Raw genomic sequence first — 12,016 nt, 5'->3', positions numbered from 1 at the left:
GCGGAGCATCCGGGGATTTCCCCAGAAAGATACCGCAGGGTATGTTTTCGTCAAGCCGTGAAATCGGCCAGTTTGGCGCCGGTGATGCGCAGCAGTTCGCCCGGCGCGATGGGGAAGATGTGACGCGGGGTGCCCGCCGCCGCCCAGACCTGCGCGAAATCCATCAGGCGGGGGTCAAGGAATTCGGGGCTGGGTGTCAGATGCCCGACCGGGCTGACCCCGCCGATGGCAAAGCCCGTCACCGCGCGCACTTCCTGCGCATCAGCGCGGCCCAAGGGCTCCCCGGCGAGGGACGAGGCTTTGACCGCGTCGATCCGGTTGCCGCCCGCCGTCAGGAACAGGTAAAGCCGCCCCGAACCTTCGCCCCGGAACAGGATGGATTTCACGATCTGGTCCAGCGCGCAGCCCGCCGCCGCGGCCGCCTGTTCGGCAGTGCGGGTTTCGGCGGGCATCTCGACCGGGCGCGCGGCGACCCCGGCGGCCTCCAGCGCAGCGGTGACACGGGCAAGGCTTTTCGACATCGGCACATCCTTCGCAGGGCACGGGGCGGAATACGGCCATTCCCGGCGCGGCGGGTCAAGGGGGCGCAGGGTCGGTTCCGCCCGTTGACGCGGGCGTGGCCCGGCGCCATGGTCGCGGCATGACACAGACGCATTTCGCTGCCCGCCTGACCCGCTCGCCCATCGCTTTCGACCCCGAGGCCGGGGCGGATGCCGCCGCGAATTTCGCCGATCTTGCGCCCGAACTGCGCGGATTGCTGGCCGGAACGGCGGGCTGCTCGCCCTATCTGAAAGGGCTGATGGGGCGCGAGGCCGACTGGCTGCGCGCCGCACTTGCCGGGGCGCCGGAAGCTGCCATCGAGGCAGTGCTGGAGGGGCTGGACGAGGTGCCGCTGGACGGCCTGGGCAGCGCCTTGCGGCAGGCCAAGCGGCGGGTGGCGCTGCTGACCGGGCTGGCCGATCTGGGCGGCGTCTGGCCGCTGGAGGCGGTGACCGGCGCGCTTTCGGCGCTGGCCGACCGGGCGGTGGACCTCAGCCTCAGGCGGCTGGTCGCGGATGAAATCCGTCGTGGCAAACTGCCCGGTCAGCGTCCCGAGGATGCCGAAACCGCCGCCGGGATGGTGGTGCTGGCCATGGGCAAGGGCGGTGCGGGCGAGCTGAATTATTCGTCCGACATCGACCTCGTGTGTCTGTTCGATCAGGACCGTTATGGCGAAGACTGGCAGGAGGCGCGGATGGGATTCATCCGCGTGACCCGCAAGATGGCGGCGCTGCTGTCCGACATCACGGCCGAGGGTTATGTCTTTCGCACCGACCTGCGGCTGCGGCCCGATGCGGCGGTGACGCCGGTCTGTATCTCCATGGCGGCGGCGGAAGCCTATTACGAGGCGCAGGGCCGCACCTGGGAACGCGCGGCCTATATCAAGGCGCGGCCAGCGGGCGGCGATCTGGCGGCGGGGGAGCGGTTCCTCAAGGCGCTGGTGCCCTTCGTCTGGCGCAAGCATCTGGATTTCGTGGCGATTCAGGATGCACATGACATGCGGCTGCGCATCCGCGATCATCGCGGGCTTCACGGCCCCATCTCGATCGAGGGGCATAACATGAAGCTCGGCCCCGGCGGCATCCGCGAGATCGAGTTCTTCACCCAGACCCGGCAATTGATCGCGGGGGGGCGCGACCCGTCCTTGCGCGACCGGACCACGGTGGGCGGGTTGGCGGCGCTTGCGGCGGCGGGCTGGGTGCCGGGCGAGGTGACGGACGAGCTGACCGCGCTTTACCGCGCGCATCGGGAAATCGAGCACCGCTTGCAGATGGTCGCCGATGCCCAGACCCATGACATGCCGAACAGCGCCGAGGGTGTCGCGCGCATCGCGGCCTTCTGCGGCGAGGGCGATGTGGCGGCGTTCAGGGCGGCGCTGAAGGCGCGGCTGGAACGGACCGAGGCGCTGACCGAGGGCTTCTTCGCCCCCGGTGCCGCCGAGGAAGGGCCGGAGCTTTCGGACAGCGCGCGCGAGATCGTCGATGGCTGGCGGGCCTATCCGGCGCTGCGGTCGGAACGCGCTGTGCGCATCTTCAAGCGCCTGCGCCCCACGCTGCTGCGGGCGCTGCAAAAGGCGGCGAACCCCGACGAGGCGTTGCTGGCCTTCGACGGGTTCCTGAAGGGGCTGCCCGCAGGGGTGCAGCTTTTCGCGCTGTTTGATGCCAATCCGGTGCTGGTCGATCTGATCGTGGACATTGCGGGCACCACGCCCGCGCTGGCGCGTTACCTCAGCCGCAATGCGGGTGTGCTGGATGCGGTGATCGGTGGCAGCTTCTGGGCGCCCTGGCCCGGCACGGCGGAATTGCGCGCCAACCTGACCGCAACGCTGGCCGAGGTCGCGGATTACGAGGCGAAGCTGGATACCGCACGGCGCTGGATGAAGGAATGGCACTTCCGCATCGGCGTGCATCATCTGCGCGGGCTGATCGACGCTTTCGAGGCCGGGAAAAGCTATGCCGATCTGGCGGATGCCATCGTCGGTGCGATTTGGCCGGTGGTCAGCGCCGAGTTTGCCCGCAAGCACGGGCCTGCGCCGGGGCGCGGCGCAGTGGTGCTGGGCATGGGCAGCCTTGGTGCCGGGCGGCTGAACGCCGGATCTGACCTTGACCTGATCGTCATCTATGATGCGCAGGGGGCCGAGACCAGCGAGGGGACGAAGCCGCTGGCAACCCGGCCCTATTTCGCGCGGCTGACGCAGGCCATGGTGACGGCGCTGACGGCCCAAATGCCGGAAGGGCGGCTTTACGAAGTCGATATGCGGCTGCGCCCCTCGGGGCGTCAGGGGCCGGTGGCCACTTCGCTCACCAGTTTCCGCAACTACCAGATGGACGAGGCCTGGACATGGGAGCATCTGGCGCTTACCCGCGCGCGGGTGCTTGCGGGTGATCCGAACCTCGCCGCCGATCTTGAGGCCGTGCGGCGCGAGGTGCTGGCGGCCAAGGCGGGCGGCGACAGCGTGCTGTCCGATGTGGCCGAGATGCGCAAGCGCCTGCAAGCGGCCAAGCCCCCGGCTGGCTCGTGGGAGGCGAAGAACGGGGCGGGCCGCCTGATGGATATCGAGTTGCTGGCGCAGACCGCCTGCCTGCGCGTGGCCGATCCGGCGCGGCGGGTGGAACAGCAACTGCGCGCTGGCGTAAAGCGCGGTTTCCTGTCGGTTTCCGACGAGCAGGTGTTGCTGGATGCCTACAGGCTTCTGTGGCGGTTGCAGGCGGGAACGCGGCTTCTGACCGACCGGACGCTGGACCTCGACACCGTGGGCGAGGGCGGCCGCGCCTTTCTGGTGCGCGAGACCGGGGCGGCAGACGGCGCGGATCTGTCAGCGCGGCTGGAGGCGGCGGTTGCCGCGGCGGCGGCGGTGATCGACGCGCGGCTGGGAGAGACGACAGATGCAGCTTGAAGAAGCGGACCCCAAGGGGCTGATACGCGAAAGCTATAACATCGAGGGGATCACCGATGGCGAATGTCGGTCGATCTTCATCGACTGGGCGCTGAGCCTGCGCGCGGGCACCGAAACGCCCGAGGCGCTGAGCGTGCTGCTGGCGCGCTATGGCGCGGCGGCGGATCACCCGATGACGGCAATCCTTGAAGCCGCGCGGGCCGCGCCCGAAGCGCCGCGCCGTCGCGGTGGCCGCATCGGCCGCATGGCGGGCTGAGCCCCATCCGGCGATCTGTCGCGGACCCCCGGCGCTTCGCCCGGTTCTGCCCGGTTGAACCTGCCCGCGTTTTCCGACATTTTGCGCCACGACAATTTCGCCGCCACCCGAAACAACGACAGGGACAAACCCGATGACCGCCGACACCGCCCATCCGCCTGTGAAATACAGCCGCGTCATGCTGAAAATCTCGGGGGAGGCGTTGATGGGCGATCAGGGCTTCGGCCTGCATCCGCCGACCGTGGCCCGCATCGCAGCCGAGGTGAAATCGGTCCGCGATCTGGGCGTCGAGGTCTGCATGGTGATCGGTGGCGGCAATATCTTCCGTGGTCTGGCCGGATCTGCGCAGGGGATGGAACGCACCACCGCCGATTACATGGGGATGCTCGCCACCGTGATGAACGCGCTGGCCATGCAATCGGCGCTGGAGCAGATGGGGGTCTTTACCCGCGTCATCAGCGCCATTCCGATGGATCAGGTCTGCGAGCCCTATATCCGCCGCCGCGCCGTGCGCCATCTGGAAAAGAAGCGGGTCTGCATTTTCGCGGCCGGCACCGGCAACCCCTATTTCACCACTGATACGGCCGCGACGCTGCGCGCCAATGAAATGGCCTGTCAGGCGATCTTCAAGGGCACCAAGGTCGACGGGGTCTACGACAAGGACCCCAAGAAACATGCCGATGCCAAACGCTACGAGCATGTCAGCTATGACGAATGCCTGGCGAAACATCTGGGCGTGATGGATGCTTCGGCCATTGCGCTGGCCCGCGACAACAACCTGCCGATCATCGTGTTTTCGCTGGATGAACCGGGCGGCTTCCGTGGCATCCTGGCCGGGCAGGGCACCTATACGACGGTGCAGGGCTGATCCGGCTTCCGGGCGGCAAGGCGTCGCCCATCGCGCCCCTGCGGCGCGCATCCCCCTATATCCAACGGCGCCGCCTGCTGTTATAGAGGCCCGAAACGGCGCCCGAGCCGAAAGATGAGGACCCCATGTCGCACGACGAAATCGAAATCGACCTCGACGACCTGAGCCGCCGCATGGACGGCGCCATGACCGCCCTGAAGATGGAATTCGCCTCGCTGCGCACCGGCCGCGCCTCGGCCCAGATCCTCGACCCGATTCAGGTGGAGGCCTATGGCCAGATGACCCCGATCAACCAGCTTGGCACCGTGAACGTGCCCGAGCCGCGCATGGTCGTGATCAATGTCTGGGACAAGGGCATGATCAACAAGGTGGAAAAGGCGATCCGCGAATCCGGTCTGGGCATCAACCCGGTGACTGACGGGCCGCTGATCCGCCTGCCGATCCCGGAACTGAACGAAGAACGCCGCCGCGAACTGACCCGCGTCGCCGCGCAATATGCCGAAAGCGCCAAGGTCGCCATCCGCAACGTGCGCCGCGACGGCATGGACCAGATCAAGAAGGCCAAAGGCTCGGGCATGTCCGAGGACGACCAGAAGATGTATGCCGACGAGGTGCAGGAGCTGACCGACAAGGCCATCGCGCAGGTGGACAAGGCGCTCGAGTCGAAGCAACAGGAAATCATGCAGGTCTGACGACCTGCATCCGCGCCAGCGAAAGGGCTGCTCTTGGCCGCCAGCGACACATCCGCAACCGGCCCGCGTCATGTGGCCATCATCATGGACGGCAATGGCCGCTGGGCCACCAATCGTGGCTGGCCGCGGCTGGTGGGGCATCGCAAGGGCGCCGAACGGGTGAAGGAAATCGTGCGCTGCGCCCCGGATCTGGGCGTGAAATGGCTCACGATCTATGCCTTTTCGACGGAGAACTGGAAGCGTTCGACCGAAGAGGTGCTGGGCCTCATGTCGATCTTTGCACGCTACATCGAGCGCGAGGCCGACCGGCTGGCCGCTGAATCGGTGCGGATGCGGTTCATCGGGGATCGATCGCGGCTGGACCCGAAGCTGCAAAAGCTGATGGCCGGGATCGAGGCTCGGACGGCGGTCTATGACCGGCTGAACCTGACGGTTGCCATCAACTATGGCGGCCGGGACGAAATTACCCGTGCCGCGCGCGATCTGGCGAAGGCGGTGGCGGCGGGGCTGGTCGATCCGGCGCAGATTACCGAGGCGCATCTGACGCAGCATCTGGATACCGCCGATCTGCCCGACCCCGATCTGGTGATCCGCACCAGCGGCGAGACGCGGACCTCGAATTTCCTGCCCTGGCAGGCGGCCTATGCCGAATACGAGTTCACGCAAACGCTCTGGCCCGATTTCACGCCCGAGGAACTGGGCCGCATCCTGAGCCGCTTTGGCGTGCGGGAGCGCCGCTTCGGCGGGGTCTTCGGCGCATGAGCGGCGCGAACTGGGCCGATCTTCGGGCACGCAGCCTGTCGGCACTGGTGATGCTGGCGGTCGGCGCCGTCGCGATCTGGCTGGGCGGGTCGGTCTATCTGCTGCTGATCCTTGCCGCCGTTGCCGCGATGCAGTGGGAGCTGTGGCGCATGACGCTGGGGCAGGGCCGGGATACCGCGCTCTGGGCCGGTTACGGGCTGGCCATCCTGCTGGCCGGGGCGGCGCTGATCTGGCTGCGCGGTCTGCCGAACGGATTTTTGCTGATCTGCTGGTTGCTGGCCGTGGTCATTGCATCCGATGTGATGGGTTATTTCGCGGGCCGTGCACTTGGCGGGCCGAAGTTCTGGCCGCGCATCAGCCCGAAAAAGACATGGAGCGGCACAGTCGCGGGCTGGATCGGTGCTGCGCTGGTTGGTGTGGTCTTTGCCGCGCTGGACCGGGGGACGGGTCCTGGCCTCGTGCTGCTGTCGCCGTTTGTGGCTTTCGCCGGTCAGATGGGCGACATTGCGGAAAGCGCGATCAAGCGGCGGGCAGGTGTCAAGGACAGCTCTAACCTCATCCCGGGTCATGGCGGTGTGCTGGATCGGTTTGACGCGCTGATCTTCGCGGCGATTGTTGTCGGCGCGGCGGCGCTGTTCCTTTTCGGTGCGGGGCACTGACATGCGGCGCATTTCTGTTTTCGGCGCCACCGGCTCGATCGGCGAATCCACCTTCGACCTGATGATGCGGGCGGGCGGGCCGGAGGCGTTTCACACTGTCGCGCTGACCGGCGGGCGCAATGTGACCCGGCTGGCCGAGATGGCACGCGCCCTTCGGGCCGGGGTGGCGGTTACCGCGCATGACGACTGTCTGCCCGCCTTGCGCGACGCGCTGGAAGGCAGCGGCATTGCGGCGGCGGCGGGGTCTGAGGCGCTGCTGGAAGCCGCAGACCGCCCGGCGGACTGGGTGATGTCGGCCATCGTCGGTGCGGCAGGGCTGGCACCGGGGTTCCGGGCGCTGCGCCATGGCACCACGCTGGCGCTCGCGAACAAGGAAAGCCTTGTGACCGCCGGGCCGCTGCTGATGGCCGAGGCTGCGCGTCATGGTGCGCGTATCCTGCCGGTGGACAGCGAGCACAGCGCCATCTTTCAGGCGCTGGTGGGCGAGGATCTGGCGGCGGTGGAACGCATCGTCCTCACCGCTTCTGGGGGCGCGCTGCGCGACTGGCCGCTGGACAAGCTGGCGAAAGCCACGGTGGCCGAGGCGCTGGCGCATCCCAACTGGTCAATGGGGCCGCGCATCACCATCGACAGCGCCTCGATGTTCAACAAGGCGCTGGAGGTGATCGAGACCCGCGAATATTTCGGTGTCGCGCCGGAGCAGATCGAGGTCATCATCCACCCCGAAAGCATCATTCATTCCATGGTGGGTTACCGCGACGGTGCCATCATGGCGCATCTGGGGGCGGCGGACATGCGCCATGCCATCGGCTATGCGCTGAACTGGCCCGAGCGTGGCGAACTGCCGGTGGCGCGGCTGGATTTCGCGGCCCTCGGACGGCTGAGCTTCCGCGCGCCGGACGAGGCGCGCTATCCGGCGCTGCGGCTTGCGCGCGAGGTGATGGCGGTTCGCGGCCAGGCGGGTGCGGCGTTCAATGCCGCGAAAGAGATCGCTCTCGACCATTTCATTGGCGGAGGGGTGGGGTTTGCCGATATGGCGGGAATCGTGGAAGACACGCTTGCCGCGCTTTCGCGCGAGACCGGCCTTGGAAATGCCCCGATGAGCCTTCAGGAGGTTCTGGCGGCGGATCTTCGTGCCCGTGCCCTGGCGACCGGCATTGCGTCGGATCTGGCGGCGCGGCGCGCGGGCTGAGGCCCTCGCCCGACTGCCGCACGCCGGACGATTGAGGAAAGGACGAAGGTTTGGACATTCTCGCACTGATGCCCGGTTTCGGAAATCTGGCCCTGACGGTGCTGGCCTTCGTTCTGGCGCTGTCGATCATCGTGGCGGTGCATGAATACGGCCATTACATCGTCGGCCGCTGGTCGGGCATCCATGCCGAAGTGTTCAGCCTGGGATTCGGCCCGGTTCTGCTGAGCCGGGTGGACCGGCACGGCACGCGCTGGCAACTCGCGGCACTGCCCTTCGGCGGCTATGTGAAATTCCTTGGCGATGCCGATGCAGCCTCGGGCAAGGATGGCGAGGCGATTGGCAGGCTGTCCCCAGCCGAGCGGCGCCATACGATGCATGGCGCGCCGCTTTGGGCGCGGGCGGCCACTGTGGCGGCGGGTCCGGTGTTCAACTTCATCTTTTCGGCGCTGGTATTTGCAGGCTTCTTCTGGGTCAGCGGGATCGCCACCGACGAGCCGCTGGTGGGCAAGACCAAGGCCTTTCCCTATGATGGCCAGCCGCTGCTGCCCGGAGACCGCATTCTGGCGCTGGAGGGCACGCCGGTCACCACGCTGGAAGAGCTGATGGCGCGGGGCAATGCCCTGCCACCGGCGCCCAACGCGGATTACCGCGTGCTGCGCGACGGGGCAGAGCAGGAGATCATTGGCCCGCATCCCTATCCGGCGCTGGTGGATTCGGTGCAGCCCAAATCGGCGGCGGATGAAAGCGGTATCCTGCCGGGCGATCTGGTGCGGGCCATTGACGGTACTGCGGTGCAAAGCTTCGGCCAGATGCGCGAAATCGTCGGCGCCTCGGAAGGCCGCACGATGGTGCTGACTGTGCAGCGGGGCAGCGAATTGCTGGACCTGTCGCTGACGCCCCGCCGAGTTGACCTGCCGCTGCGCGAAGGCGGATTCGAGACGCGCTGGCTGATCGGGCTGACCGGCGGGCTGGCCTTCGGGCCCGAACTGCGCACCCCCGGCGTGGCCGAGGGGCTGGGGCTGGGCGTGCAGCAGGTGGGCCTTGTCGCGCGCACCAGCCTGTCGGGCCTGTGGCACATGATCACCGGCGCGATTTCGTCGTGCAACCTGCAAGGTCCGCTGGGAATCGCCGAGGCCACGGGCACGGCGGCTTCGCAGGGGATCGACAGTTTCATCTGGCTTGTGGCGCTGCTTTCGGCGGCAGTCGGGCTGATGAACCTGCTGCCGGTGCCGGTGCTGGATGGCGGCCATCTGGTGTTCTACGCTTGGGAAGCGGTCATGCGCCGCCCGCCCTCGGATGCGATGTTGCAGCGACTGATGTCGCTGGGGCTGATCGTGGTTCTGGCGACCATGGCCTTCGGTCTGACGAACGATCTGTTCTGCCGCTGAGCCACGCTGAGGCGGTTCCGGGCCGCCCAAATCATGCCACAATGGCGCGATATCACATCCTCGTGTCGATATGAGGTGTGACATGCAAACCGTCATGAATGGCTATCGTGGCTTGTCCTATCTGGTCGGTCTCAACTGGGACTGGCTGTTCACGCTTGGCACCGTTCTCGTGGGCCTTCTGGCCGGGGCCTTTCTGGGCACCCAACTGCTGCCCGCGTTCTGACACCGGGTCAGGTTTCGTGCCCGCGACTGACGGCGGGCACGACAGGGCTGGTGCCCGAGACCCACAATGCCCCTAGAGATAGCGCCGAGTCTTTTGACAAGTCCCGCCAATCCAGCTAGTCAGGTCCAGGAATTTCATTCAGGTGTGGGACCGGCCATGGATCAGGCACAGCGCGCAACGAAAGCCCGGAACCGGGGCAAGTCTGTTCTGATGCGCAGTGTCGCCGTATCGGTTTTTCTTGCGGGGGCAATCGTTTCGCAGCCCGCACTGACCCCGGCACTGGCGCAGGGGATCAACCTGACGCAGGTGACCGTGGAAGGAAACCAGCGCGTCGACAATACCACCATCCTGAAACTGGCCGGAATCGGTCGCGGGCCGATCGGGGCCGCGCAGCTGAATGACGCCTATCAGGGGCTGCAAAATTCGGGTCTGTTCGAGGAAGTCTCGGTCGAGCCGCAGGGCTCGCGGCTGGTTATCCGGGTCAAGGAATACCCGATGATCAACGCCATTTCCTTCGAGGGCAACAAGCGCCTGAAGGACGAAGTGCTGTCCGAGGCGATCCAGTCCAAGGCGCGCCGGGCCTATTCGCCCGCGCTGGCCGAAGCCGATGCCGCCTCCATCGCGGAAGGTTACGAGGTGCAGGGTCGCCTTGCTGCCACCGTGACGCCGAAGATCATCCGCCGCTCCGACAATCGCGTCGATCTGGTGTTCGAGATCACCGAAGGCAAATCGGTCGAGATCGAACGCCTGGCCTTTGTCGGCAACCGTGCCTTCAGCGACCGCCGCCTGCGGCAGGTGCTGCAAACCAAGCAGGCGGGTCTGCTGCGCACCTTCATCCGCCGCGATTCGCTGCAACCGGAACGGCTGGATGTCGACAAGCAGTTGCTGCGGGATTTCTACCTGTCGCGCGGCTTCGTCGATTTCGAGGTGCTGGATGCCGCCGCCGAAGTCGCGCGCGAGCGTGATGGCGTGTTCGTGACCTTCTCGGTTCGTGAGGGGCAGCAGTTCAGGTTCGGCAAGATCACCACCGTCAGCGAGATCGAGGGGCTGGATGCCGCCCCCTATGACGCGGCGCTGAAGGTGAAATCCGGCTCGGTCTATTCGCCGGGGGTGGTCGATACCAACATTGCCCGTCTGGAAAGCCTTGCGCTGAAGCAGGGGCTGAACTTCGTCACCATCGAGCCGCGCATCACCCGGAACGACCGGGATGGCACGCTGGATATCGCCTTCACGCTGGTGCGCGGACAGAAAGTGTTCGTCGAGCGTATCGACATCGAAGGCAACACGACCACGCTGGACCAGGTGGTGCGCCGCCAGTTCCGCACGGTCGAAGGCGACCCCTTCAACCCGCGCGAGATCCGTCAATCGGCCGAGCGTATCCGTGCGCTGGGGTATTTCGCGGATGCGAAGGTCAATGCCGAACCCGGCTCGGCGCCGGATCAGGTGGTGGTCAACGTCGATGTGGAAGAACAGCCCACCGGCTCGCTGTCCTTCGGCGTGTCCTATGGGGTGCAGACCGGCGTCGGCCTCAGCATGGGCCTCACCGAGAACAACTTCCTTGGTCGTGGGCAGACCCTGGGCCTGAACATCAGCTCGGGCACCGACAACGCCAACAGCTCGATCACTTTCGTCGAACCGGCCTTCCTTGGCCGTGACCTGAAGTTCAAGTTCAACGCCTATTACAACGAGACCGACAATCAGGATGCGACCTATGACACGCGCCTGATCGGTATTTCGCCGGCCATCGAATTCCCGGTCAGCGAACTGGGGCGGCTGGAGCTGCGCTATACGCTGAAGAATTCCAAGCTGCTGGACCTGCGTCAGGCGGTGGCGGATGATCCGGCGACCCCCGATGTTGATGAAACCGTGGTGGCGACCACGCCGATCATTCAGCGGGATGCGGCGCGGGGCAACATGATGTCATCGGGGGTGGGGCTGAGCTACACCTATGACAACCGCACCAGCGGGCTCAATCCCAACGGCGGTGTGTTGCTGCGCTTCGGTCTGGATTATGCGGGGCTGGGCGGCGATGTCGAAAGCGTGACCGCCAGCGCCCTGGCCGTGGCCGAACAGAAGGTCTGGAACGAGGAAGTCACGTTGCGCGCGATCTTTGAAGGCGGCGCGGTGCATATGCTGGACGGCGACAGCCGCGTGACCGACCGATACTTCGGCGGTGGCAAGATCCGCGGCTTTGAGCGCGGTGGTCTTGGCCCGCGCGATCTGGCGACCGATGACGCCCTGGGCGGCAACCTGTTTGCCGTCGCGCGGTTCGAGGCCGACTTCCCGCTGGGCCTGCCCGAGGAATACGGCATCACCGGCGGTCTGTTCGCCGATTTCGGCTCGGTCTGGAGCCTCGACGACGTGGCCGGGGCCAGCGGCACGGTGGATGACGGTTTCCACCTGCGCTCTGCCGTCGGCTTCTCGGTGTTCTGGAACACGCCGATCGGGCCGCTGCGCTTCAACTTCGCCAAAGCCATGTCGAAGCAGAGCTACGACAAGGAACAGGTCTTCGACCTGACGATCTCGACGAAGTTCTGATC

At 66.4% G+C, this 12,016-nt stretch carries 11 protein-coding genes; 10 read left to right on the top strand and 1 reads right to left on the bottom strand.

Translation table 11 applies throughout. The features are described from left to right. Nucleotides 1-50 precede the first annotated feature (50 nt). Nucleotides 51-521, bottom strand: coding sequence for a YbaK/EbsC family protein (locus tag AO684_RS19710; protein ID WP_054304447.1), 471 nt, complete (start codon nucleotides 519-521; stop codon nucleotides 51-53). Nucleotides 522-640: 119 nt separating this feature from the next. Between AO684_RS19710 and AO684_RS19705 the strand changes: the two genes are divergently transcribed. The 10 genes from AO684_RS19705 to bamA all read left to right on the top strand — a co-directional run bounded on the left by AO684_RS19705 (nucleotide 641) and on the right by bamA (nucleotide 12,014). Next, nucleotides 641-3,436 (top strand): [glutamate--ammonia-ligase] adenylyltransferase, encoded by a 2,796-nt coding sequence (locus AO684_RS19705; protein ID WP_054304446.1) that lies wholly within the window; start codon nucleotides 641-643, stop codon nucleotides 3,434-3,436. Further along, nucleotides 3,426-3,692 carry a hypothetical protein gene (locus AO684_RS19700; RefSeq protein ID WP_054304445.1) on the top strand — a complete coding sequence of 89 codons (267 nt, stop codon included), beginning with the start codon at nucleotides 3,426-3,428 and terminating at the stop codon, nucleotides 3,690-3,692. The genes AO684_RS19705 and AO684_RS19700 overlap by 11 nt, the downstream gene beginning before the upstream one ends. A gap of 133 nt (nucleotides 3,693-3,825) precedes the next feature. Then, the gene (gene pyrH, locus AO684_RS19695) at nucleotides 3,826-4,560 is read left to right on the top strand and encodes a UMP kinase (protein ID WP_054304444.1); all 735 of its coding nucleotides are present in this window, start codon (nucleotides 3,826-3,828) and stop codon (nucleotides 4,558-4,560) included. A gap of 125 nt (nucleotides 4,561-4,685) precedes the next feature. Next, nucleotides 4,686-5,252 carry a ribosome recycling factor gene (frr, locus tag AO684_RS19690; protein ID WP_054304443.1) on the top strand — a complete coding sequence of 189 codons (567 nt, stop codon included), beginning with the start codon at nucleotides 4,686-4,688 and terminating at the stop codon, nucleotides 5,250-5,252. Between the two features lie 84 nt (nucleotides 5,253-5,336). Next, nucleotides 5,337-6,014, top strand: coding sequence for a polyprenyl diphosphate synthase (gene uppS, locus AO684_RS19685; RefSeq protein ID WP_229825238.1), 678 nt, complete (start codon nucleotides 5,337-5,339; stop codon nucleotides 6,012-6,014). Then, complete coding sequence (locus tag AO684_RS19680) at nucleotides 6,011-6,673, top strand: phosphatidate cytidylyltransferase (protein ID WP_054304441.1); 663 nt, start codon at nucleotides 6,011-6,013, stop codon at nucleotides 6,671-6,673. The genes uppS and AO684_RS19680 overlap by 4 nt, the downstream gene beginning before the upstream one ends. A gap of 1 nt (nucleotide 6,674) precedes the next feature. Further along, nucleotides 6,675-7,865, top strand: coding sequence for a 1-deoxy-D-xylulose-5-phosphate reductoisomerase (gene dxr, locus AO684_RS19675; RefSeq protein ID WP_054304440.1), 1,191 nt, complete (start codon nucleotides 6,675-6,677; stop codon nucleotides 7,863-7,865). A 50-nt stretch (nucleotides 7,866-7,915) separates the two neighbouring features. After that, nucleotides 7,916-9,253 carry an RIP metalloprotease RseP gene (gene rseP, locus AO684_RS19670; protein WP_054304439.1) on the top strand — a complete coding sequence of 446 codons (1,338 nt, stop codon included), beginning with the start codon at nucleotides 7,916-7,918 and terminating at the stop codon, nucleotides 9,251-9,253. A gap of 82 nt (nucleotides 9,254-9,335) precedes the next feature. Further along, entirely contained in the window at nucleotides 9,336-9,476 is a 141-nt protein-coding gene (locus AO684_RS22095; protein WP_170120559.1) for a hypothetical protein, read from the top strand. A gap of 156 nt (nucleotides 9,477-9,632) precedes the next feature. Next, nucleotides 9,633-12,014 (top strand): outer membrane protein assembly factor BamA, encoded by a 2,382-nt coding sequence (bamA, locus tag AO684_RS19665; protein ID WP_054304438.1) that lies wholly within the window; start codon nucleotides 9,633-9,635, stop codon nucleotides 12,012-12,014. The last annotated feature ends 2 nt before the right edge of the window (nucleotides 12,015-12,016 follow it).

The sequence above is a fragment of the Gemmobacter sp. LW-1 genome (assembly GCF_001303875.1).
Taxonomy (GTDB): Bacteria; Pseudomonadota; Alphaproteobacteria; order Rhodobacterales; family Rhodobacteraceae; genus Gemmobacter; species Gemmobacter caeni.
This window is presented reverse-complemented; position numbering and strand designations above follow the sequence as displayed.